The following is a 24,087-nucleotide window of genomic DNA, read 5'->3' as shown; positions in this document are numbered from 1 at the left end:
CTATCCGCAAATAAATATGCCTTAATTATCATGCAGTCACTCGCTCAAACACCCATTACCACGTTGAAAGGCGTCGGCGCAAAGGTGGCTGAGAAGTTAACAAAAATAGGTCTGCACACCGTACAGGATGTCCTTTTCCATCTGCCATCCCGTTATGAAGACCGCACCCGGGTTTACGAGATTGAAGATTGTAAGCCGTTTACTCACGTGAGTATTCAGGGTGAGGTAAAAACCGCCGACATTCAGTACGGCAAAAAACGTATGTTTGTGGTGAAGGTGTCTGACGGTACCGGCACCATCACGCTGCGTTTTTTCCATTTCGGCGCGGTTCAGCGCACCATGATGACGCCTGGCAACGAAGTGCGTTGTTTTGGCGAAATCCGAACGGGTAAATGGGGGCTGGAGATGATGCACCCTGAATTTGCTCTCATCGGCGAAGACGACGGCGAAACAGAAGATACTCTGACCCCGGTTTATCCCACCACAGAAGGTGTTAAGCAGCTCACGCTGCGCAGCCTCACCGATCAGGCACTTAAACTGCTGGAGAAAGGCGCATTAAGCGATCTGCTCCCGCAAGGCATGTATGAAGGACAGGTGTTGCTGGCAGATGCTCTGAAGCTCGTTCACCGCCCGCCACCGGATGTTCCGCTGGAAATGATGGAAGAAGGCCGGCACCCCGCGCAGAAGCGTCTTATTCTCGAGGAATTACTGGCACATCACCTGAGCGTACTGAAGGTGCGTCAGCAGGCCCAAGCCCAGCCGGGTATTGCCATTCAGATTAATCAGTCTTTGATTGACCAGTTACTGGGTAACTTGCCGTTTTCGCCCACAGGCGCACAGCAGCGGGTAGTCAGCGACATTCAGAAAGACATGGCCATGAATTGCCCGATGATGCGGCTGGTTCAGGGAGATGTGGGCTCAGGGAAAACCCTGGTGGCAGCACTTGCTGCATTATCCGCTATCGGTGCCGGTTATCAGGTTGCCCTGATGGCACCTACAGAACTGCTGGCTGAGCAGCATGCCAGCAATTTCCGTGACTGGCTGTCACCACTGGGCATTGAAGTGGGCTGGCTGGCCGGTAAATTGAAAGGTAAGGCACGGCAGGAAGTACTGACACGGCTGGCGTCCGGAGAAATACAAATGCTGGTGGGCACCCATGCCATATTCCAGGAGCAGGTGGAATATCAGCAACTGGCACTGGTCATCGTGGATGAACAACACCGCTTTGGTGTGCATCAGCGTCTGGCGTTAAGGGAGAAAGGTGAAAAGCAGGGGCGCTTCCCCCATCAGTTGATTATGACGGCTACGCCTATTCCCAGAACGCTGGCGATGACAGCCTATGCAGATCTTGATACCTCCGTGATTGATGAGCTGCCCCCCGGCCGTTCACCGGTAACCACGGTTGTGCTTCCTGATACCCGAAGAGGGGACGTGATCGCCAGAGTTTATGAAGCGTGCCACAACCAGGGGCGTCAGGCTTACTGGGTGTGTACACTCATTGACGAGTCTGAAGTGTTGCAGTGTCAGGCGGCTGAGGACGCTGCCATTACCCTGAGAACCGCTTTGCCGGATTTACGGGTCGGACTGGTACACGGTCGCCTCAAGCCGGCAGAAAAACAGGCGGTCATGGATGAATTCAAACGCGGTGAGCTGGATTTGCTGGTGGCAACCACGGTTATTGAAGTGGGCGTGGATGTGCCCAATGCCAGTATTATGATTATCGAGAACCCTGAGCGCCTTGGTCTGGCACAATTGCACCAGCTTCGCGGCAGGGTGGGGCGCGGCGCGGTAGAGAGTCAGTGTGTGCTGATGTACTCAGGCCCGTTATCCAAAACAGCGACGCAGCGTCTGGGCGTGCTCCGTGAATCAAACGACGGCTTTTACATTGCCCAGAAAGATTTAGAAATCCGGGGCCCTGGAGAATTAATGGGGACAAAGCAAACCGGTATCGCAGAAATGCGTATTGCCGATCTCGTCCGCGACGCGCAGTTAGTGCCTCAGGTGCAATCTATCGCTGAAGAGTTGTGGCAGGACTACCCAAGTCATGCTCAGGCGATAATTAACCGGTGGATTGGTTTTAAGGAACAATACGGTAATGCATAACATTCCGGTGTTTATTGACGAAACGCAAAGCGAAGAACAACAGAAACAGTTAAAAAGGGTGGCAGAGCACTGGCAGTTCAGTGTGCAGAGTACGCTGCCAGCCGGGCTGGCACTCACCCTCGAAGACGGCAAGCTGGCAGTGAAAGATTTTTCCGAAGCAAAACAGCAGGGCGTATTTGTGGATTTCCTGTCTGGCAGCAGCGTGTATCGCCAGCAACATGGCGGCGGTAAAAAGGAACCCATTGCCAAAGCGGTGGGCGTGAAAGGTCAGGAAGTGCCTGTTGTTCTGGATGCAACGCCGGGACTCGGGAGGGATGCCTTCGTGCTGGCGTCGCTGGGCTGTCGTGTAGTGATGATGGAACGCTCTCCTGTAGTCGCGGCATTACTGGCCGACGGCTTACACCGTCTTGCTATGCAAGCACCTGAAATGGAAGAAAAATTCAGGCTGATTCATGGCAACAGTATTGAAGGTATGAATACATTGGATGAGCAAATAGATGTAGTTTATCTGGATCCAATGTTTCCACATCGCAAAAAATCTGCTTTAGTAAAGAAAGAGATGCGGGTCTTTCAACAGTTACTGGGCAGTGACGACGATGCTGACAGTTTGTTAGCGCCGGCAAGGGAACTCGCCGGAAAACGTGTTGTTGTAAAACGTCCCGCGTATGCAGAACCGCTGGCTGATGTGCCGCCTGCTATGGCCATCACCAGTAAAAAGCACCGTTTTGACGTGTACATTTCCACTCACTAGGAGAGAAGTATGATTAACGTTGGCAGTACATTGCCTGAAGTAACCTTTGGTTTGTTAAAGGATGGCAAGACAACCAACCCGCACACCAATGATATATTTGGCGGCAAACGCGTTGTAGTATTCGCCGTACCCGGCGCTTTCACCCCGACCTGTTCTGCGGCGCACCTGCCCGGCTATGTCGCCCTTGCTGACAAGATTAAAGCCAAAGGGGTCGATGATATTGTCTGCATCTCAGTAAACGATGCTTTTGTAATGGATGCGTGGGGAAAATCAGCGAACGCAGAAGAAATCACCATGCTGGCTGATGGCAATGCGTTTTTCACCCGTACAATTGGTCTTGATATGAATACCAGTGACTTTGGTGGTGTGCGCAGTATGCGTTATTCCATGCTGGTTGAAGATGGTGAAGTAGTAAAACTGAATGTTGAAGATCCGGGTCGTTTTGAGGTGTCTGACGCAGAAACAATGCTTAACAGCCTGTAAATAGTCTTAATGCATTCAAATGATGGAATTGACTAATACTTTAGTCGATTCCATGACTTATCTCCCTCCCTTTATTGTTCTGTAACTACCAGAAATTCATTGATTTTTATAAATGTTTAGTAAGCGCTATCTATTTATGCGTTTTTTACAACATTTAATGTACAGTATGCGCCATTCTGCTATTCTTAAAGAATAGAGCGGTATACCTATGCAGGTGGAGATTATTTGGTACTTCACGAAGAAAACCATTAATCATCCGTGCGCTCATGCTCACAGGGTAAGTTGAGCAGCTCAAACGGAACCATGGAGGGAAAGTATGTTGAGCAAAAACCAGAAGTTTGGTGTCTATCTGATATCCAAATCCTTATCTTCAGATGAAGCTAGCGACGAACAGGTCATCCTGTTCAAGCATCTTTTGCAAACCTGTGGTTATGAAATCACAGAACTCACATCTATAGAACAGCTAGAAACCACCTCCAACCAGGACCTCATTTTTTACGATGCCGCTAAGGCTGAAGAAAAAATGGAAGCGTTTTACCGTTATCAGGGCTTTGCCCGCTGGATTCTGTTTAATCTGGAACATGGCGATATTGATGAATGTGAGGCTATCATTGCAGGTGTGGAGGGAACCTTCTATACCTCTGACTCACCTGAATTATTACTGAAAGGTGTGCGCCGGCTGGCCAAAATGGATGTATGGTTTAAACGCAACTCTATTAACGAGGCATTACGCCGGTTACGGCAACAAACCCGTAAAGCCAATGCGGCTATTGCCCGTCCCAAAGAGTTAAATAAAATGGCACTGCATCCCAAGCTTACCAAGCGGGAAGTGACCATTATCGAGCTGGTGGCACAGGGTTCGCAGAATCAGGAAATCGCTGATCAGCTGCATATCAGTGTGAATACGGTAAAAACGCATATATATAGTATTTTCCGTAAAACCCATTCGAGAAACCGGATTGAGTTGCTCTCCTGGTCACAGCAATTCGTCAGCGAGTACTCCTGACGCTTCAAGAATCTTACCGGGCACACTATAATCCGGCTTTTGAATTTGCCGGAGTCCGTTTGTGATCCAGAAAGATGTCATTGTAATCGGTGCGGGCGCTGCCGGATTGTTCTGCGCAGCGCAGGCGGGTAAGCGCGGCCGCGCTGTCGCTGTACTGGATCACGGAAAGAAAGTCGGGCGTAAAATACTCATGTCCGGCGGCGGACGGTGTAATTTCACCAACATGTACGCTGAACCGGCCAATTTTCTGTCTGCGAATCCTCATTTCTGTAAATCTGCTCTGAGCCGCTATACCCAGTGGGACTTCATTTCACTGGTGAGCGAATACGGCATTCCCTATCATGAGAAGACCCTGGGCCAGTTGTTCTGTGATAACAGCGCATCAGACATCGTAGATATGCTGGTAAAAGAATGTGATAAAGCCGGTGCTGAAATCGTTACCCGCTGTGAGATTCTGAGTGTGGAGAAAACAGAGACCGGCTATGCGCTGAGCACTTCACTGGGCGATTATGTTTGCGAATCCCTGGTTATCGCTACCGGCGGTCTGAGTATGCCGAAAATTGGCGCTACGCCATTCGGCTACAAAATTGCAGAACAGTTCGGCCTGAAGGTCCTGCCAACACGAGCCGGCCTGGTGCCCTTTACATTGCACGACAAAGACAAGCAGGCGCTGGAAGCATTAAGTGGCATCGCTGTCGATACGTCAGCTAGTTGTAACGACACATCCTTCCGCGAAGCGATGCTGTTTACTCACCGGGGGTTAAGCGGCCCGTCTATGCTACAGATATCGTCTTACTGGCATCCGGGGGACACCCTGCAAATCGACTTACAACCTGCCATGAGCGCCGCTGAATATCTGACAGCCGCTCAACAGGATACGCCCGACGCGCAGCTTTCCACGGTACTCAGTAAGTTCTATCCCAAACGGCTGGCACAAACCTTTATCGACATCCGGCAGTGGCCTAATGAACCGGTGAAACGCCTGACCCACAGCCAGATAGCGGAAATCGATAACACCTTATCTGACTGGCAAGTCACGCCCAATGGCACAGAAGGCTACCGCACCGCAGAGGTGACGCTGGGCGGCGTAGATACAGACGAACTGTCGTCGAAAACCATGATGAGTAAGAAAGCCGAAGGCTTATTCTTCATTGGCGAAGTGGTAGACGTCACTGGCTGGCTCGGCGGCTACAACTTCCAGTGGGCCTGGAGCAGCGCCTGGGCCGCCGGGCAGTATGTTTGATGATCTGAAGTAATTAAAACGAAGACAGATGAAATTAGAGCGAAGACGAAGCAGGGCTTTTTAGCAAGAGTTATTAACTAGGTTTTTGAATTTCATTTTAAATTTGACTTTGTCTTCGCTTTTGATGTTGATCGACTGACGAGTTATCAGAGGAGAGAAGGTGGAGCTACAAGAACATGGTGTGATCGGGACGGTGTTGTGTTTGCAGGTGTGACCGTTGTATCAGGATGAATTTTTTGCTGAATAGGGATTACTATTTTGCTTTAATATACATGAGGTTATGTTTGAAATTTTCGTTGTGTTGTGAGTTAATACTTTGAAGATAATAGATGAATGTGGTTGACGGGCGGCATGCATATCACTACTATTATAAGCAACACGCCCGCCAAGCCTCTTAACAATGCTCAAATTGTGCGGGCTTTTTTATGCCTGAATTTTACGTCATGGAAGATAAGGCATAATGAATCAATTCAACAAACCCGCGGTTAGTATTACAGAACAAATCGGCATTCTTCAGCAACGCGGTCTAGCCATCCAAAATCCAGAGCGTGCGGAAAGATATTTAGAAGTAATAAGCTATTTTCGCCTTAGCGCATATATGCGCCCATTCCAAAAGAATATAAACGAACAAGTTGTAGATCATCAATTCAAAGATGGAACTGAATTTAAACAAATAGTGGACTTGTACGCTTTTGATAGAGAATTGCGGCTGCTCATTATGGACGCTATTGAGAGAGTAGAAGTTGCAACCCGAGCTACCTTGAATAACGTTATGGCTAACAAGCATCAAACTGATTATATATGTAGTGGCTCCCACTGGTACTTGAATGAATCATTATTTAAATCCTCATACCAGCACAAACGACTGTTGAAAGAAATCGAAGACAAGCAATCAAAAGAATCCAACGATCTTCAGAGAGATGTAAAAAAGATTGAACGAACTTCCGTTTCTGCCGAAGTTAAAGATCAGCGGATTGAAAGAAGAGCCCGAGAGAATTATGCCCGCTTCTACCAACATACATATGATTCTCCAAAGTTAATGCCAGGTTGGGCGATGGTGGAAGAATTAACACTTGGGAGTATATCTCACCTATATCGAGGGCTAGCAAAAGATAATGACCGTAAAGACATCGCTAGAAGATTTGACTTACCTCAAGAGGTTCTTGAAAGTTGGTTACATACGCTAAACTTTGTGAGGAATTGTTGCGCACATCATAGTCGACTTTGGAATCGAGAATTGTCTGTTCAGCCTAAGATTCCAAATGGTGATAATTGGCAGTTGCCAGACAGACTTGAGCCCAGCCAAGTTCAGCCTAAGCGTCGTATTTATATGGTGTTACTTATGTTAGGTCACCTAATGAGGCAGGTTAGTCCAGATAGTCAATGGCATAATAAAGTAAAAGCGCTAGTTACACTTCATCCCGAAGTGCCAAAATTTCCTATGGGCTTTCCAGATGATTGGCTCAACCACGAATTTTTCAGTAGTTAAGTATCGCGAGACATCAAAAACATCTCGATGAAATACGGGTTTTGCAAAGTCCATGTGAGATTCAGTAAAATTAATTCATACTAGAATGTCTTCGTTTTAATTTGATATTTATAGAAATCGAATGGGGTTTATTGAAAGGTATATAAGACAACTTTGTCTTCGTTACAGTTAAAAAAGTTCATGATTCTTTTTTAGCATGTTCTAACTTTTTATATTGGGAGTAAAAATATAGGCTTTGGTACAGCTTACACATAATAAGTTGCTGCGGTATGTTAATCACGTATCCGGGCAACTTTCGGAATATGCCAAAGTGATACTCAGTTAGATAACTATAGGGAAATTTATTATGATTGAATTGAATCAAGTTGAAATTGAAGAAGTGTCCGGAGGTATTGTCGTAGCTCTGTGGGCATTATTAATTACAGGTTATGGATCTGGAGCCTTTGATCGAATCGGTAGTGAAATTGGCGCAGGACTTTATGATGGCTTACATAAGGTGCCTTAAAATATGAAAGATTTAACTAACGAAGAAATTCTGGTCGTATCCGGTGGCGAAGGTCTTTTCTACTATGTAGGTTATGGTATAGGAAGTGGAATAAGAGGTTTGAACCAATTTGGAAGCTGGCTTGGTTCAGAAGTCTACGACTTAACTCATAACATTCCATGAGTTACTTAACTCTAATAAAAATAGTCAATTTAGAGGGAAATCGATGTGGAAAAAATATTCAAAAATTGAAAATATAGGTTTTTGGTTTATTCTTATCTTTATTTCTTTGATGTTAGTTGACTATTTTTTCTTTGGTGGTTAACTGAATTGCAAGTAGGGTTTTAATAAACTCTCTCAAGATAATATTTTCACATCATTGTGCAAGAAATAATGTGTTCATTTTAAAAAGTGACTTTTAAATTAAAAGTCACTTTTTTATCTCGATATCAGCTTGGACTTCAGTCTATTGCTCTAGTCGTTTTATGATATTTGAGTGGATGAATGTTTTCACCATCCCGGATATGGGATGGTGACTTTACCCGATCAGGCCTTGGGCTCGTTGATGTTGGTGGTGAGCTGTTCGGCTTTGGTTTCTATCTCAACTTCAACGGCAGTGCTGCCCTGAACCGCATTCTTTGTAACGCTGGCCGGGGTTACGGCGCTGATGCCTTTCAACAGGCGGCCAAGAATGTCCGCTCCGGTGATGATGCGGGGTTGTGCGCCCCAAACCAGCACCACGTCAACATCGATGGTGCCATCATCGTGGGCATCCAGTGTTTCCTGCGCTTTCAGGTGCCACAGCACTTCGGATAACATCAGAGATTCATCCCGCACGATTAACGGGCGGTGACAGAAATCATAGATATCAAACGGTTTGTCGGTATCAAAAAGGGCGGCCCGCAAAGCACCGTCAGCATCAAGAATGAGCAACGGGTTATTTTTCTCATCGGCGAGTACCACCCATTTGTGCCCGCTCTGGTTAATTTTCTTCAGAAGTTCATCTGAGCTGTTGCGCACGAATTCCGGCACAATGGGAAAGTCCAGTTTGGCGGGTAGCTGAATAATGGACTCCGGCTCCAGTAATTCACCCTCCTGCATCACCGATACTTCATCGATGGCAAGGAAGTTAAGTGCGCCGGTACCTTCCACATGGTCAACCTCTGCTTCTTCGGCGTCCACGTGCTGCTTAATCACCTTACGCAGATCGTTATCCCGCATGTATTCAACGCCTTCGCGGCCCAGCCAGCCATCAAGCAATAAGGCGGAGGGCTTGGAAACGGGGTACAGAATGATCTGATAGAAACGCATTACCGGTGATAATACTGACGCCATGCGCATGGCATTTCTGGAGAAATAAGCCTGCGGCATGATTTCACCGAAAATGGTAATAAAACCGGTAGAAAACAGGAACGAGGCTGCGCCCGTTAGCACAGAGTCTGACAGCAATGCCAGCAACACGTTGATCCCTACGTTACCCCACAGAATAGTGGTGAGCAGGAAGTTAGAATCCTGTCTCAGCTTAAGAATTTTCGCCGCAGTTTTATCTCCGTGGCTGACTTCCATTTCCAGTTGCAAACGGCTGACTGAAAAGAACGCCAGGTTAAGTCCGGAGAACATGGCCGACTGTGAGATACAAAAGAGGATCCCGAGCCATACGTAAAGTTCCTGATTGCTTAACGCAAAATCCATAAATAAATACTGCCTGATAGTAAACGGGTGGCGAGTGTAAACCGGTAAAGCAAATTGTGTTAACCGGAATTTTTATCGACACGAAAGAATATGGGAATCGTAGCGTATTAAACAGGAACTGCCAGTACAATCAAGCGCAAACGGGGATTGGGCGTCATATCATTAAACGGATAACAGGTAATAAGCTGGATTTCGTCTTTGTGCCGTTCGATGAACCAGCGGTGGTTGTGTGAATCGACAATATTGGTCTTACTTACCCGGTAGGTACGCCATTGTCCGTGACTGCCCTGGATCTGAAAGGTGTCTCCTGTCTGCACATGCTGCAGAAAATTGAAATGGGTGTCACGGTGACCGGAGTACACCTGCGTGCCGCTTTCCCCGGGCAGTGCTGTACCGTCTATGTGGCCGGGGCCAAAGGCGAGGCTGCTGCCATGACTCCCCGACAACATATACAGGCGCTGGTTGTGGCCGGGAAAGGTCAGTACGGCCACGGGCCAGGTGTCTGACCATGACCATGGTTTAACGCTGTGGCCGGTTGCCAGGGTTTCCTCCCAGGCATCTGCAATAAGCCGTTGCGCTAATACTGCTTTTGCCGCAATCCATAATGTATTGCCAAAACACAGGATGCCGGTTACCAGAAGCAGAGCGGGGAGTGCTGTCTTCAGATAGTTTGCTTTTATCCTCATTGCACGGCCACCTTATCTTACTTTTATCCGTTGCCAGAACAGTAAGGCGAGGCCGGCAACAATACACAGTATACCCAGCCAGAGTGTCAGTTCCGCTGTGGTGGCGGTTTTCGGATATTGCAGTAGCTGATGTGACATGCCCTGCGGCAGTTGATTCGCTACCCGCAGACGGAGCGGTGGACGGGGGCTGTTTTCATAAGTCACCGGTGACTGATCGATGGCAACAAATGAGGTAAAGCGGGACAACAGACTGTGTTGCAACGCCACCGCTGTCACTTGGTCTTTAACGTCTTCTTCACTAAGCGAGCCGCTTCGCCCTTCATCTTCAATATGGGCAATTTTCTGTCTGGCCCAGCGTGCGCCGGCGCCGCTACCCTCCGGCATATCCGATGACGTGAGCGTTTGCGACCAGAGCTGACTGGCGGTTTCACCGCTTACAGTGACACTGCTGACAGGTGCTTTTGTGGAGGCAAAAGACAGCAGGGGTTCGTTAAGATACAAATCCGGTGTATTTGCAGGATATACCTCTGCATCTTCCGGCCAGCCCGGCTGGATATTTTTGGCTACACTGTGATTAAGCTTTGCGAACAGGCTGTTCATCTGCGGGGCAATATCCTGCGGGCTGGCAATGAATTCATAGGTGCCACGGCCAGCCTGCGCTGCTTTGTGCATGAAGTAACTGTTGGGAGCAGAGCCAATCCCCACTGTGAATAACCGCGATGTGCCTGCAAAGTTACTGATCAGGCTGAACAGCTCTGCCTCGTTACCCACAGCTCCGTCAGTGATGAATACCACCTGGTGGAGGCGTTCATTCCGCGGATTCTGTGCAAAGGCTGCAGTCAGCGCAGGTACCATTTGAGTGCCGCCATCGGCCTGCAACTGATTTACCCATTGCCGCGCCGCTTGTCTGGCGGGAGGCGTTGCAAAATTTGCCTCTGCGAACATCAGCGAAAAACGGTCACTAAACGCGATGACATTAAAACGGTCGGTATCCTTAAGTTTATCAATGGCTGTAATCAGACTGGATTTAGCCTGAATAATTGACTGTCCCTGCATCGAGCCTGATGTGTCGATGACAAATGTGATGTCGCGGGGCAGTGTTTTCGGCTGTGTGATGGCCGGAGGCATCACCATTAACAGGGAAAAGTAATCATCACCGGATTGCCCGGTAAAAAGGGCTGCGACCGGTTCTGCAGAAGGGGCAGGGAGCCAGCGAAGCACAAAATCACGGTCCATTTCACTGTGACCCTCTTTAAGGGTGATAGTGAACTTGTCGTTTTGCCTTGTCAGATCGATGTCATGATACAGCGCATACACCGAGGTAAGTGGCATACCACCGTTCAGAGAAATAGTGAGTGCCAGAGGATTCGTTTTTCCACTGTCCGGCAGAATAAACGGCGGAAACAGAGCTGCAGGCTCTGCATACCCGGTGGTTGCCGGGGCCTCCGTTTCACGGCTGCTCATGTTCATACCCGGCATGTACCTGGGTGTCAGTGTTGTTGGCAGCCTCCACGAAAATTCGCCCCGGCGAAACTCTGCGATATCAAGAAATTGCAGTGTAACCTCGATGGTTTCTCCCGGTGCGATATGACTGACTTGCTGCGTAAATAAATTGGGGCGCTGCTGTTCTGTCAGTGCAGCCCGTTTTCCCTGTACCACTGCGTCGCGGTAAAGGCGCCGGGCTTCCTGCCGTGGCTTGATGATGCCTTCAATCACCCGTGAGCCGGTACGGATGGTCATATGAGTAACAGCCGCCTTGTCCGGCAGCGGAAAGGTGTACACACCATTGGCCGGCCCGTCGCTCTGGTTTTTAAAAATCTGCCGGTACGTCACGTTCACCAGTACACCGTTGATCTGAACATCTGCATCCGTGAGTACATGTAAAGCGGCCTGCCCGTTTGCGTTGTTGCTTTGTAACATCATATTACCGGACTGATAGCGGGGTAGTGTGTCAGCAAACGAAGCAAAAGCCGGCCACATGAAGAGTATCAACAGCAACAAATTAAAGTGGCTGCGGGCAGGGCAGCGGCGGCTGGGGTTCGTGAGCATGAGCGTCTTCCGTTACGGTGTGTAGGATTATTTCAGCACCGTAATCTGGCAAGCTTGCGGAGGATATGTGGCGAAGAAGCAATGAATTCAGGCGAATTATGGAGTAAAGTGAAAGATAATCCTCTACACACAGCAACACGGTTCTGAGTTATCTATGTCGCACCGGACTAGCCGTAGAAACAGCATGTTAACAGCACCTTACCGGTGGTGTTTAATGCTGGGTGCCTGTGTGAGTCTGACGCTTGGGTTTATTGGAGTGGTCGTGCCGGGTATGCCGACAACGGTCTTCGTGCTGATTGCTGCCTGGCTGGCGGCCCGCAGTTCACCGTCGCTGGCTTTATGGCTGGACAATCACAAAGTCACCGGGCCGATAATTCATCACTGGCGAAACGGACGCTGTATGCCGCGCAGTGCAAAATATGCTGCCACGGCAGGTATGTCATTGTCAGCGGTGATCATGGCAGTAACAGCTACGCCGGTTTGGGTGATGGCCGGTACGGACATCATGATGTTGTGTGTGCTTATCTGGTTGTGGCGTCTGCCGGAACCTGAGTTGCCGGATGGCAAAGCCTGACATGACACTCTCCGCTGGTCATGAAGCAACACTCAGACACTTACAACTGACACTCTATGCGATGCAAAGCCGGTTTGAAGCGGGGATCAGCGAATTTGAGCTTATCAGCCTGTTACAAAAACCACCGTATTCGCTTTTCGATGAAACCGCTTTGCGCGACAGCCTGGCGCTTTTCCGTTGTCACTTTATTCTGTTCCATTGTCTTTACCGTCTTCAGGATGAGTGGCTGGCGGAAAAGCAGGGCTTACTGAACATCCACACGACGGCCATCCGGCTGGAACCCTTAGCGGAATCAACAAAAACCCCGGCACTGGCGGATCCGCTGCGGGATTATTATCTGAACTGGGATAATTTTGACAGCACCGGCAAAGAAGATGTGGATGCGCTGATAGACAGTTTCTGGGTCAAAATGGGTAGCGGCTTTCACATGCCTGCAGACGAAAACACGATTAACGAAGCACGCAATGTGCTGGAGATCGCACCGGATATACGACTGACCCGCAGCCTGATAAAGAAACAGTATCGTCATTTACTTCACAGGCACCATCCTGACAAAGGCGGGGAGAATCCGGTTGCTGCTGAACTGGTTAGGGCCTGTGAAGTATTACTGAGTGCGGTTAAGCAGGAACCGCTGGCCTAAACATTACCGGTACGTAATCCGCCGAAATAGATTTTCATCAGGATGGGGGCTTTCGTGGTGATGTCGAAGGCTTCCGGCGCTTCCAGATATTCTGACAAAATACCACGCATAAAACAGTTCATCGCCAGGGTGTAATCTTCCGGTGTGATATCTGCAGACAGCTGGCCTAATTTAATAGCCCGTTTGTAGTAGGCAGAGAACGCCTGAATCTTTTCGTATTTTGCCGTAGTGTGCTTTTCCTGACTACACTTTAAGTCACCACTGTAATCACATTTTAACATGAAAAGTGTAAGTGTTTTACGTAGTTGCTCATCTTGATCGAGATCGAGGAATATGTTCGTACATAACTCCTGTAACTGACCGACAGGATTGGGGTGTTCAGCTTCCAGTCCTTCCATGATCCGTTCGATAAAAGGAGTATGCAGGTTCTCATGGAGCGCATCGAAGATCTCCATTTTGTTTTTAAAGTGCCAGTACACGGCACCCCTTGTCACATCTGCCTTGCGGGCGATTTCTTCAAGGGATGCTTTGGCGACACCGCGCTCTGTAAAAACATCGACAGCGGCCTTTAATATGGTCTGTTTTGTGAGCTCAGCATCTTCTTTTGTTCTGCGCATCGTATTCTCCGCGAGATTGACAACATACATACAAGAACGTATCTTTAGAAGGTAAACCTTTAATGTGCAATTGTCCAGCCCCCGTGGCTGTATCAGGAAGACTTATTGTTATGAAAAAACTGTTTTTAACTGCCGTCACAGCGATAGCGCTGGCCGTTGCCGGTGGCTGTTCTGACCAAAATGGGCAACAGGCCGCTCAGGCAAGCCAGGGTGGTCAGCAACCCGCACCTTCTGTGTCTGTAGTGACAATTGCCAGTCAGCAGGTAGAGCACACGGTTACACTGCCCGGACGTGTAAGCCCGATGCGCCAGTCGCAGGTGCGTCCGCAGGTAGAGGGTGTGCTTACCGAACGCTTGTTTGAAGAAGGTGCACTGGTGGAAAAAGGCCAGCAACTTTACCAAATCGATGACGCTCGTTTTGCTGCGCAGCTCGCCAGTGCGAAAGCTGATCTGAAAAGCGCGCAGGCGAGTTTGAAAACGCTGGAAGCCCGCTCAGCCCGTTATAAAGATTTGCTCAGCCGCAACGCCGTCAGCCGTCAGGAGTATGATGATGCACTGGCTGAGGCCGAGCAGGCAGAAGCGCAAATCAGTGTCGCCCAGGCCGCGGTAGATTTAGCCAAAGTGGATTTAGACTACACCAAAGTGTATGCCCCTATCAGCGGTCAGATTAGCCGAAGCTATGTCACCGTCGGTTCGCTGGTAACAGCCAATCAGGAACAACAACTGGCTACCATTACCCAGTTGAATCCGGTTTATGTTGATATGCAGCAAAGCGGCAAAGGTGTTCTGACACTGCGTAAAGCGATGCAGCAAAGTGGCACTCTGCCGGTGAAGCTGATTCTGGATGAAACCACAGGTGAAGCGTATGAACATCAGGGTGAACTGAAATTCTCTGAAGTGACGGTAGATGAAACAACCGGTGCAGTTGCACTGCGTGCAGAACTGCCTAACCCTGATTCACTGTTGATGCCGGGTCTTTTCGTGAAAGCCACCGTGGTGCTGTCTAACACCGATGAGTTACTGGTACCGCAACGTGCGACCACACGTCAGCCAGACGGTTCGATGGTGGTCATGACGGTGAATGCGTCGGACAAAGTTGAGCCCCGCCAGATCACTGTATCAGGTGCATGGCAGGATCAGTACATGGTGAAAGGTGGCGTGCAGGCTGGTGACAGAGTCATTGTGACCGGTTATCAGAAAGTGCAGCCGGGTATGCAGGTGAATGCTAAACCCTGGCAGGCCGGTAACGCTCAGGCGAAAAACGGACAGTAAGCGCGACTAATTTTCAGGCAGGAACACATTCTTTATGGCACGTTTTTTTATTGATCGCCCTGTGTTTGCATGGGTGCTGGCTCTGATCACAATCATGGCCGGCCTCTTGTCTATACAAGGTCTTCCCATCGAACAGTATCCCAAGGTTGCCCCTCCCTCGGTAACTATCAGTGCGTCTTATCCCGGCGCCTCTGCGGAAACTATCGAAAATACCGTCACCCAAATCATTGAGCAAAGCCTGTCGGGTATCGACAATCTGCGTTATTTCACATCAAGCAGTGAAAATACCAGGATGACGATTACCCTGACCTTCGAGCCTGGCACTGACCCGGACACCGCGCAGGTTCAGACTCAGAACAAGGTACAAAGCTCCGTCTCCCTGTTACCTACACAGGTTCAGCAGCAGGGCGTAACCGTGACTAAATCAAACGATACTTTTGCTGTGGTTATCGGTTTCTACTCAAAAGACGGGCGCTTGTCTCAGTTTGATTTGAGTGACCTGCTGGTATCAGAATATCAGGATCCCATTTCCCGTGTGAACGGCGTGGGTACAACCCGTGTATTCGGTGCCCAGCGTTCTATGCGTATCTGGCTGGACCCTGACAAACTGTACAGCTACAACATGACGCCTGTGGATGTTCAGGGCGCAGTACAAACTCAGAATACAGACATTTCAGCGGGACAACTGGGTGGTCTGCCGGCCATTGAAGGTCAGCAAATCAATGCCACTATCACGGCGCAGTCTATCCTGCGTACCGTGGAAGATTTCGAAAATATTGTATTGCGGGTTAACACTGACGGTTCACAGGTGCGCGTGAAAGACGTGGCACGGGTTGAACTGGGCTCTGAAAACTACAGCTACATTGCCCGTTATAACCGTCAGCCGGCGTCCGGTATGGCAGTATCGCTGGCAACAGGCGCAAATGCACTGGACACCATTGAAAGGGTAAAAGCCAAAGTAGAAGAAATGGCAGTGAACCTGCCTGACGGTGTTGAAGTGGTGTATCCGGTTGACAGCTCGCCGTTCATCAAACTTTCCATTGAATCAGTGGTTAAAACCCTGCTGGAAGCCATTGTTCTGGTATTCTTCGTGATGCTGCTGTTTCTGCAAAACTGGCGGGCGACACTGGTACCCACCATTGCCGTACCTGTTGTACTGATGGGAACATTCGCGGTTCTATTTGCCTTCGGCTACAGCATTAACGTACTGACCATGTTTGCCATGGTTCTGGCCATCGGTCTGCTGGTGGATGATGCCATCGTTGTGGTAGAGAACGTTGAACGTATCATGGAAGAAGAGGGGCTTTCTGCCAGGGAAGCAACCCGTAAATCCATGGGACAGATCACCAGCGCGCTGGTGGGTATTGCTGTGGTGCTTTCCACAGTGTTTATCCCGATGGCTTTCTTCAGCGGCTCTGCCGGTTCGATTTACCGTCAGTTCTCAATCACTATTGTTGCAGCCATGACCTTCTCGGTACTGGTGGCAATTATCTTGTCCCCGTCTTTATGTGCCGTACTGCTGCGCAAAAAAGATGTGATGAACAAGCGTGAAACAGGCTTCTTCGGCTGGTTTAACCGTAACTTCAACAAAGGTCGTGACGGCTACGAGCGCGCGGCTGTGGGTATGGCGGGTAAAATCAAACGCTTCCTGCTGATTTACGTGGTACTGGTTGGCGGCATGGCATTTATTTTCAGTCAACTGGCAGGCTCGTTCTTACCGGATGAAGATCAGGGGCGGGTAATGGTACTGGTTAATGCTCCTCCGGGCGCAACAGCCGGCCGTACGCTGGAATCGATGAAGACGGTGGAAGATTTCTTCCTGGACACCAAAGGCGATGTGGTGAAAGACATGTTTACCATTGTCGGCTTCAGTTTCACCGGTGCTGCGCAGAACTCAGGGATGGCCTTTGCTCACCTGGTCGACTGGGAGAAACGGGACGAGTCCAGCAGTGCGTTTACCGTTATTAACCAGGCCTACGGTGCTCTGGGGCAAATCGAAGATGCCATGGCATTCCCGATTTTACCGCCACCAATCCGTGAACTGGGTAACGCAACAGGCTTTGACTTCCAACTGGTCGATCGCGCCGGTAACGGCCACGAAGCTTTGATGAATGCCCGTAACCAGTTCCTGGGCATGGCGGCGCAGAATCCGAAGCTGGTCGGTGTACGTCCGAATGGCCTGAGCGATGTACCTCAGTTCAAGATTAACATCGACAGTGAAAAAGCGTCTGCACTTGGCTTGTCACTCAGTGATATTAACAGCACGCTCAGCATCGCCTGGGGTTCTACTTACGTGAATGACTTCATTGACGCCGGACGTATCAAGCGTGTGTATATGCAGGCTGATGCCGCTTACCGTATGGATCCTGAAGATCTGGAAAAATGGTTCGTGCGCAACAGCGATGGTGACATGGTAGCGTTCAGTGCGTTCTCTACAGTAGAGTGGAATTACGGCTCACCTAAACTGGAACGTTTCAACGGTGTGTCTGCTGTGAATATTCAGGGTAGTCCTGCACCGGGCGTATCGTCTGGTGAAGCAATGGCCGTGGCACAGGAACTGGTGAAGCAGTTACCACCGGGCTTCGGTCTGGAATGGTCCGGCTTGTCTTATGAAGAACAGGCCGCCGGCTCACAGGCGCCTATGCTTTATGCATTGTCTATTCTGGTGGTATTCCTGTGTCTTGCTGCACTTTATGAAAGCTGGTCTGTACCATTCGCCGTTATGCTGGTAGTACCGTTAGGTATATTAGGTTCGGTAGTCGCCGCGTGGTTATTCGGTTTGCCGAACGATGTTTACCTGCAGGTAGCGTTCTTAACCACAGTGGGTCTGGCAGCGAAAAACGCCATTCTGATTGTGGAATTCGCTAAGGAACAGTACGAGCACGGTATGGACTTGATGGAAGCGGTATCGACTGCCGCCAGGCAACGTTTTCGTCCTATCCTGATGACGTCAATGGCCTTCATTCTGGGTGTAACGCCGCTGGCTATTTCCTCCGGCGCGGGCTCTGAAAGCCAGAACGCTATCGGTATCGCTGTAATGGGTGGTATGTTCGCCGCAACCTTCCTGGCTATCTTCTTCGTACCTATGTTCTATGTAATGGTCGTGAAGTGGTTTGGCGCAAAGAAAGCCACTGAAGAAGAGTAATCCGTAGCACTTCTGAATGACGCCGCCCTGCAGCTTGCAGGGCGGCGTTTTTATTTCCCGCCTTTTAAACGTCTTGCGTGTCTGTTCCGTGTCCGCTTTTAGTCTTAAAAATTAATTCCGATCAATACCTTCAGAGCAGAATATGGCAAGATGCCGGTCATGCTGTAAAACGTATTGATGCGGAGAATGCTGACATGGCTGTGGTTTTACCTCCAAAACCGGTATGGAACCAACTCATCAAATCGGGCTGTCGTGTATTTGTAGGCGGTAATGCCTCTGTACCTTATGCTCTCATTCAGGATCTTATCGATCACAGTACAGGCTTCAGTGACATTGAAATGGTGCACATGCTGGCGTTGGGCGACACGCGCTGGGCAAAGGAGCAACACCGGCAGCTGTTTAAGGTAAACACCTTTTTTATCGGTGGCGAAGAAGTGCGCCGTGCTGTAGATGAAGGAAGGGCCGACTACACGCCAGTGTTCTTATCTGAAATATCCAGCCTGTTTACTGACGGCACACTGCAACTGGATGCGGTGCTGGTAAACGTGAGTCCGCCGGATGAGCACGGTTACTGCTCGTTGGGTGCATCGGTGGATATATGCATGTCGGCAGTCCGGCATTGCGATATTGTGATTGCGCAAATCAATGAATCTGTTCCGCGCACATCAGGACATTCCTATATTCATATCAGCGAAATTACAGCATGTATTCAGGCGGACCAGGAGCTGGTTGAGGTAGCCCCGCCACCCATAGACAGTATTACTGAAAGGATTGGGCAATATGTGGCGATGCTGGTGGAAGACGGCTCAACCCTGCAATTCGGCATCGGTAAAATTCCCAGCGCCACGTTAAAGTATTTACTTCACCATAAAGACCTGGGCATTCACAGTGAAATGCTCACAGACAGTATTATTGAAGTGATTGAATCCGGTGCGATTTCCAACCGGAAGAAGACTTTTCACCCTGGAAAAGTGGTGACCAGTTTTGCTATCGGTACCCGCAAACTATATGACTTCATTGATAACAACCCGCATATTGAGTTTTATCCCAGCAGTTATGTGAATAAGCCTACCAACATCGCCAAAAACGACAAAATGGTAGCCATAAACAGTGCTCTTGAAGTGGATCTCACCGGACAGGTGGTGGCTGATTCCATTGGTTACGATTTTTACAGCGGCATTGGCGGGCAGGTTGATTTTGTCAGCGGCGCGTCTATGAGTAAAGGCGGTAAACCCATCATTGCTTTGCCTTCTACGGCAAAAAACGAAACGGTATCCCGCATAAAGCCCTGTATCACAGAAGGGGCGGGCGTGGTGACCAGCCGCGGGAATGTACACTACGTGGTAACTGAATACGGCGTGGCGTCTTTGCGGGGCAAGAGTATCCGCGAGCGCGCCATGGAGCTTATCCGTGTGGCGCACCCGAAATTCAGGGGGCAGTTGCTGGAAGAAGTCCGCAAGAATTATTGGGTGCCCCATTATCAGGAAAAGTACCCGACGGATATTCCTGAACTGGGCGCAATTCAGTTACAAAAACTGGTGATTCAGGGGGAGACCTATTATCTGCGGCCGCTGAATCCGGCAGATGAACGCCGTCTTCAGGAGTTTTTCTATTCCCATACGAAAGAGACGCTGCGCCTGCGTTACAACTATGACCCTAAACAAATGTCACGGGAGAAATCCTGTAATCTGGTGAGTGTGGATCAGCGCACTGATGCGGCCTTGTGTATTGTGCGTCAGGAAGGTTCGCGGATCACGATTCACGCGGTGGGCCGGTTCTACTTTAATCCTGAAGATAATTCCTGCGAAGCAGCATTTGTTACCCGTGAAAATCAGCAAGGGAAGGGCATGGCCAAGTTACTGTTGTCCCGACTGATTGATATCGCCAAAGCCAGAAAGATGCGCCGCATGCTGGCCTATGTGCGGGCTGAAAATAAGCCGATGATTGCGATTTTCGAGAATGCTAATTTTAAGCGCCTGTTTTCCAGTGATCCCAGCGATGTTGAACTGGAATTGAAACTGGAGGATGAAGCGTGACAGTGAGGATATTTCGCGGCAAGGACTGCCTGCATCATGATGTGGGGCATGACCATCCGGAATCCCCGGACCGCTTGTACGCCATCGACGATCAGTTACTGGCGTCAGGCCTGGAAATGACCTGCCAGCATGCCGATGCAAAACCTTGTAAAAAGGAACATCTGGTCTTAGCCCATGACCCCTACTATGTCGACAGTATTTTTGAACGCTCGCCGAAAACGGGTCTGGTGTGGGTGGAAGACGATACCGGTATGACCCCCATTACGCTGAGCGCTGCGCTGTATGCTGCAGGAGCCGGTATTGATGCTGTTGACTGGGTAATGGACGGAGAGGACCGGCAGGCATTTTGTGCCGTGCGCCCGCCGGGTCACCACGCAGAATACGCCTCGGCCATGGGGTTCTGCCTGTTTAACAATATTACTGTCGCTGCCCGTTATGCATTGAAACAATATGATTTAAGCCGGGTAGCCATTGTGGATTTTGACGTACACCACGGTAATGGCACGGAGAATATTATTGCCGGTGATGAGCGCATTATGATGTGCTCATCGTTCCAGCACCCGTTCTATCCCCATAGCGGCGCACCGGTTTCTGCCAGCAACATTTTCGGAGTGCCACTGGACGCCGGAGCGACAGGTGAAGCATTCCGGGAAAAAGTGTCTTACTGGTTTGATGCACTGAAGAACTATAAACCCGAGCTGATCCTGATTTCTGCAGGGTTCGATGCCCATGCAGAAGACCACATGGCGCATTTACGCTTGCGGGAAGACGATTACAAGTGGATCTCCGCAGAACTGCGAAAAGTCGCTGATGCCTGTTGCCACGGCAGAATCGTGAGCACACTGGAAGGTGGCTACAACCACAGTGCCCTGGCCCGCTCCGTTGTCGCTCACATTAAAGGCTTACAGGGCGACGCCAACGAAACCGGCGGCGCGTGATTCTGATTAGCATCGGTGGGAGAGAGATGTTGCCTGCAAAACTCGTTACAGAAACTTAGTCTGCCTGGTGTTCGTAAAGAGCCGCAGGGAGCAAAGTAACCTGCAAAACCGTCAGCCGCATGGATGCGGCTGCCGAGCTTCCAGGGATGGATTTACAGCGAGTTTTGCGGGGTACTTTGCTCCCCGCTCTGCGAACCTCCCAGCCGTCAACTTTTAACTGCGCAATAGCAGCCTTCGCCGGCTATGTTCAGCATGGCGCCGTTGAAATCCGGTTTTTGTACTTCTGCGGCGATAGTGGTGACAAGATCATCGCCGGTATAGCAGCCGAGTCCTGTTGCATAAGCACCCAGATACCGGAGCTGGTTTTTACTGTCGATGACGGCAACGGCTGGAAAGCTGGGGATTTCAGCAACGAGCGAAGAATATTCGTTGATGTTCAGTGTTTTAAAATTGTAGCCGCCATCCTGCAGCAGGTTTGTCAGCTCTTTCTGATGCTGCCGGCTCAGGGAATTGCAGAAACAAGGCGTGTCTGCTTCAAGGTGAACGATGGTGCCGGGAGTGATGCCGGCCTTTGCCATTTCAGAAACAAAACGTGTATCGAAGTCTTTGTCCTGAGAAGCGGATGTGAGGGTAAGGTCGGGATCAAAAGGGACTGTCTGATTCCCGCCGTACACCCACAGACCGGTCATTAATAAGCAAAGCCAGACAATCATCAACAGCCAGCTGGCTTTGCCCTTCATCATACGCTGAATTTCTGTATGGCTGCCTGCATGTCCCTGCACAGTGAAGAAAGTTGTACTACCTGTTGCTCAAGTTGCGCTGCTGTGGCGGCTTCTTCCTGAGACAGCTCGTGCATTTTCGCCGTACTTTCCGCAATAGACTGGGAAGCGGCTTCCTGTTCAACGGCAGAACTTGCCACTTCAGTCATGTGCTCAGAGGCCGACGAAATTTGTCCTTCAATTTCAGACATGGCTGAGCTGGCATTGGAGGAATCTTCTACTGCCTTGTCTACCAGAGTAATACAGGTCTGCATCTGCTCCACGGAGCTGGCGGTGCTGGCAACTAACTGTTCGGTAATGGTGGTGATTTCATCCGCACTTTCTTTCGAGCGGATTGCCAGCGTGCGAACTTCGTCTGCTACCACCGCGAAGCCGCGACCATGTTCGCCGGCACGGGCGGACTCAATTGCCGCGTTCAGTGCCAGCAGGTTTGTTTGCTCGGCTACCGCGGTGATAGAGCGCATGGCATCTGAAATGTTACTGCACCGTTCATTGAGTTCGGCATTGGTTTTTGCTGCCTGAGTCAGCACACTCTTAAGTGAAGCGATGGAGCTTGCCGTTGCATCTATGGCTTGCTTTGAATCGCCGGTGAGTGAGGAAGCCTGACTGGTTTTATCGTTGGCAAGCTGGGTTCTTTCTGTCGTCAGCTGCATCGACACTGCAATTTCTTCAGAGGCGGATGAAACGCTGCTGACCTCATTGGCACTTTCGGCACTGGTACGGCTCAGTTCTACCGTGGCTGACTTTATGACTTCACTGGACGAGGCCACTTTGTCAGTTAACTGGCGGGCGTTGGCCACCAGAGACTTAATTTGCATGAGCAAATCAGCAAACTGACTGATGCCTTTGTTGTCCTGCGGGATTTTAATAGTCAGGTCAATGCGGTCCCGTTGTGCGAGTACCTGAGATACCGTATTACTGAGGGCAAACGCATTGACGCCTTCGTCGTGGGAGCGTTTGGCAACATACATAAGCGCCACACATTCAGCAATAGCGAACAGGGCATGTAAAACCAGAATGAAGAAAGTGATGTGCCCTTCTTCAAAGATGAAAACACCCGCTCCCTGAGTCTGCAGTACGAAAAAGCCGATGTGATGAACCGCAACAACGGCGGTAGAAATGCCAATTACCAGCCAGTCGCGGAATACAACAAGGATGGCCAGAAGAACGAATATTTCGAAGTGCCACTCAATGAGGCCAAAGGTCTGGTTAATGTGCAGTGCTGCCATCAACTGCACGGCAATGGCGATTGTCGCCCTGCTTAGCAGAGAGCCCGGTTGGGTAAAACTGAAAAACAGCGGCAGTGCGACAATAGGAATACCGAAGATAAAGGCGGGTAACAGTTCGCCGGTGTAAAAACCGATTGCTACAGCAAGCGCAAACTGTACGGGCAATATAATGCGAAAGATTCTGTGACCGTCAAGAATCCAGGGATATTGCATGGGGCGTCCTCAATGTAAATATCTACGCACTGAGTATAGGACAACTTTCTGTCAACGATGTGCGCCAGATCAAAGTATTGCATAGCATAGTACGCATATGTGTACTGCTCCATGGCACTTTTGTCTAATCAGGCGCAATTGTCGCTTAAATTGTTCGTATTACAGCCACCGCTTCCACAGCATCGCAATCAGCATAACCACGGCCAGTCCGCCCATTGCACTCATCAATAGGGTAAACGCGCCCGGAGATTCTGTCCCCGGCAGTCCGGCTACATTCATGCCGAATACGCCGGTAAGAAAAGACAGTGGCAGGAAGATGGCGGTGACCATGGACAGTACATACATTCGCATTCCTTGCTGGTCAGCAATCCGGTTTCTCAACTCGTCTTGCAGGACGACAGCACGCCATGATCCAGCTGCATAGCCCTCGGGCGGGTTTCAGGCGCACACAGCGCATCACTGATGGCGCTGGTTACTGATAAATCTGCCAGAATAGCTGCAGAGTCAAGTGCGTCACTTTGTACGTGCACCCATTTGTATTCATCAGGCTGGCAGGGCTTTGTCAGTTCGTTCTGCTCAAGCGCCCGGGCATTGCCGTCAGCTGAAATAATGTAGGCGGTTAAAAATGCTGTACCCGTCATAATATGGGATCCCTGTGC

Annotated in this window: 21 protein-coding genes and 1 pseudogene; 14 read left to right on the top strand and 8 right to left on the bottom strand. The window is 49.8% G+C overall.

The window, feature by feature from the left end:
• Nucleotides 1-30: 30 nt before the first annotated feature.
• From recG to ACXAH4_RS03590, 8 genes are all read left to right on the top strand, one after another.
• Nucleotides 31-2,103, top strand: coding sequence for an ATP-dependent DNA helicase RecG (gene recG / locus ACXAH4_RS03625; protein ID WP_474880728.1), 2,073 nt, complete (start codon nucleotides 31-33; stop codon nucleotides 2,101-2,103).
• Nucleotides 2,096-2,854: a class I SAM-dependent methyltransferase gene (locus ACXAH4_RS03620; protein WP_474880726.1), complete on the top strand. Its 759-nt coding sequence runs from the start codon at nucleotides 2,096-2,098 to the stop codon at nucleotides 2,852-2,854. The genes recG and ACXAH4_RS03620 overlap by 8 nt, the downstream gene beginning before the upstream one ends.
• A gap of 9 nt (nucleotides 2,855-2,863) precedes the next feature.
• Nucleotides 2,864-3,337, top strand: coding sequence for a peroxiredoxin (locus tag ACXAH4_RS03615; RefSeq protein WP_119499769.1), 474 nt, complete (start codon nucleotides 2,864-2,866; stop codon nucleotides 3,335-3,337).
• 316 nt (nucleotides 3,338-3,653) lie between these two features.
• Nucleotides 3,654-4,343 (top strand): helix-turn-helix transcriptional regulator, encoded by a 690-nt coding sequence (locus ACXAH4_RS03610; RefSeq protein ID WP_474843684.1) that lies wholly within the window; start codon nucleotides 3,654-3,656, stop codon nucleotides 4,341-4,343.
• 61 nt (nucleotides 4,344-4,404) lie between these two features.
• On the top strand, nucleotides 4,405-5,586 hold the full coding sequence (locus tag ACXAH4_RS03605; protein WP_474880724.1) for a BaiN/RdsA family NAD(P)/FAD-dependent oxidoreductase: 1,182 nt from the start codon (nucleotides 4,405-4,407) through the stop codon (nucleotides 5,584-5,586).
• Between the two features lie 460 nt (nucleotides 5,587-6,046).
• Nucleotides 6,047-7,075 carry an Abi family protein gene (locus ACXAH4_RS03600; RefSeq protein ID WP_474843680.1) on the top strand — a complete coding sequence of 343 codons (1,029 nt, stop codon included), beginning with the start codon at nucleotides 6,047-6,049 and terminating at the stop codon, nucleotides 7,073-7,075.
• 346 nt (nucleotides 7,076-7,421) lie between these two features.
• The gene (locus ACXAH4_RS03595; RefSeq protein WP_349583324.1) at nucleotides 7,422-7,580 is read left to right on the top strand and encodes a hypothetical protein; all 159 of its coding nucleotides are present in this window, start codon (nucleotides 7,422-7,424) and stop codon (nucleotides 7,578-7,580) included.
• Between the two features lie 3 nt (nucleotides 7,581-7,583).
• A complete protein-coding gene (locus ACXAH4_RS03590; protein WP_349583327.1) occupies nucleotides 7,584-7,742 on the top strand; it encodes a hypothetical protein in 159 nt (52 codons plus the stop codon).
• A gap of 363 nt (nucleotides 7,743-8,105) precedes the next feature.
• On the opposite strand, the gene ACXAH4_RS03585 is transcribed toward ACXAH4_RS03590, so the two are convergent.
• From ACXAH4_RS03585 to ACXAH4_RS03575, 3 genes are all read right to left on the bottom strand, one after another.
• On the bottom strand, nucleotides 8,106-9,251 hold the full coding sequence (locus ACXAH4_RS03585) for a DUF21 domain-containing protein (RefSeq protein ID WP_474843677.1): 1,146 nt from the start codon (nucleotides 9,249-9,251) through the stop codon (nucleotides 8,106-8,108).
• A 107-nt stretch (nucleotides 9,252-9,358) separates the two neighbouring features.
• Nucleotides 9,359-9,937 (bottom strand): class GN sortase, encoded by a 579-nt coding sequence (locus ACXAH4_RS03580; protein WP_474843675.1) that lies wholly within the window; start codon nucleotides 9,935-9,937, stop codon nucleotides 9,359-9,361.
• A 12-nt stretch (nucleotides 9,938-9,949) separates the two neighbouring features.
• Nucleotides 9,950-11,986 (bottom strand): marine proteobacterial sortase target protein, encoded by a 2,037-nt coding sequence (locus tag ACXAH4_RS03575; protein WP_474843674.1) that lies wholly within the window; start codon nucleotides 11,984-11,986, stop codon nucleotides 9,950-9,952.
• Nucleotides 11,987-12,170: 184 nt separating this feature from the next.
• Between ACXAH4_RS03575 and ACXAH4_RS03570 the strand changes: the two genes are divergently transcribed.
• Both ACXAH4_RS03570 and ACXAH4_RS03565 read left to right on the top strand, forming a co-directional pair.
• Nucleotides 12,171-12,560 carry a YbaN family protein gene (locus tag ACXAH4_RS03570; RefSeq protein WP_474843672.1) on the top strand — a complete coding sequence of 130 codons (390 nt, stop codon included), beginning with the start codon at nucleotides 12,171-12,173 and terminating at the stop codon, nucleotides 12,558-12,560.
• A complete protein-coding gene (locus ACXAH4_RS03565; protein ID WP_474843670.1) occupies nucleotides 12,547-13,200 on the top strand; it encodes a DNA-J related domain-containing protein in 654 nt (217 codons plus the stop codon). Before ACXAH4_RS03570 ends, ACXAH4_RS03565 begins: the two co-directional genes overlap by 14 nt.
• On the opposite strand, the gene ACXAH4_RS03560 is transcribed toward ACXAH4_RS03565, so the two are convergent.
• Nucleotides 13,197-13,817 (bottom strand): TetR family transcriptional regulator, encoded by a 621-nt coding sequence (locus ACXAH4_RS03560; protein ID WP_474843668.1) that lies wholly within the window; start codon nucleotides 13,815-13,817, stop codon nucleotides 13,197-13,199. The genes ACXAH4_RS03565 and ACXAH4_RS03560 overlap by 4 nt on opposite strands.
• A gap of 110 nt (nucleotides 13,818-13,927) precedes the next feature.
• On the opposite strand from ACXAH4_RS03560, the gene ACXAH4_RS03555 reads away from it, so the two are divergent.
• The 4 genes from ACXAH4_RS03555 (at nucleotide 13,928) to ACXAH4_RS03540 (ending at nucleotide 21,207) form a co-directional block, all read left to right on the top strand.
• The gene (locus ACXAH4_RS03555; RefSeq protein ID WP_474843666.1) at nucleotides 13,928-15,088 is read left to right on the top strand and encodes an efflux RND transporter periplasmic adaptor subunit; all 1,161 of its coding nucleotides are present in this window, start codon (nucleotides 13,928-13,930) and stop codon (nucleotides 15,086-15,088) included.
• A gap of 34 nt (nucleotides 15,089-15,122) precedes the next feature.
• A complete protein-coding gene (locus ACXAH4_RS03550) occupies nucleotides 15,123-18,233 on the top strand; it encodes an efflux RND transporter permease subunit (RefSeq protein WP_474843665.1) in 3,111 nt (1,036 codons plus the stop codon).
• Between the two features lie 194 nt (nucleotides 18,234-18,427).
• Entirely contained in the window at nucleotides 18,428-20,269 is a 1,842-nt protein-coding gene (locus ACXAH4_RS03545; protein WP_119503259.1) for a GNAT family N-acetyltransferase, read from the top strand.
• The gene (locus tag ACXAH4_RS03540) at nucleotides 20,266-21,207 is read left to right on the top strand and encodes a histone deacetylase family protein (RefSeq protein WP_474880722.1); all 942 of its coding nucleotides are present in this window, start codon (nucleotides 20,266-20,268) and stop codon (nucleotides 21,205-21,207) included. The genes ACXAH4_RS03545 and ACXAH4_RS03540 overlap by 4 nt, the downstream gene beginning before the upstream one ends.
• A gap of 206 nt (nucleotides 21,208-21,413) precedes the next feature.
• On the opposite strand, the gene ACXAH4_RS03535 is transcribed toward ACXAH4_RS03540, so the two are convergent.
• The 4 genes and pseudogenes from ACXAH4_RS03535 to ACXAH4_RS03520 all read right to left on the bottom strand — a co-directional run bounded on the left by ACXAH4_RS03535 (nucleotide 21,414) and on the right by ACXAH4_RS03520 (nucleotide 24,069).
• Complete coding sequence (locus ACXAH4_RS03535) at nucleotides 21,414-21,950, bottom strand: DUF6436 domain-containing protein (RefSeq protein ID WP_474880720.1); 537 nt, start codon at nucleotides 21,948-21,950, stop codon at nucleotides 21,414-21,416.
• On the bottom strand, nucleotides 21,947-23,428 hold the full coding sequence (locus ACXAH4_RS03530) for a methyl-accepting chemotaxis protein (protein ID WP_474848977.1): 1,482 nt from the start codon (nucleotides 23,426-23,428) through the stop codon (nucleotides 21,947-21,949). Before ACXAH4_RS03530 ends, ACXAH4_RS03535 begins: the two co-directional genes overlap by 4 nt.
• 159 nt (nucleotides 23,429-23,587) lie before the next feature.
• Nucleotides 23,588-23,833: pseudogene (locus ACXAH4_RS03525) on the bottom strand (CorA family divalent cation transporter); the annotation flags it as partial.
• Complete coding sequence (locus ACXAH4_RS03520; protein WP_474848975.1) at nucleotides 23,806-24,069, bottom strand: hypothetical protein; 264 nt, start codon at nucleotides 24,067-24,069, stop codon at nucleotides 23,806-23,808. The pseudogene ACXAH4_RS03525 and the gene ACXAH4_RS03520, both read right to left, overlap by 28 nt.
• Nucleotides 24,070-24,087 lie beyond the last annotated feature (18 nt).

Source organism: Alteromonas sp. ABV2_168 (assembly GCF_056161165.1).
This window is presented reverse-complemented; position numbering and strand designations above follow the sequence as displayed.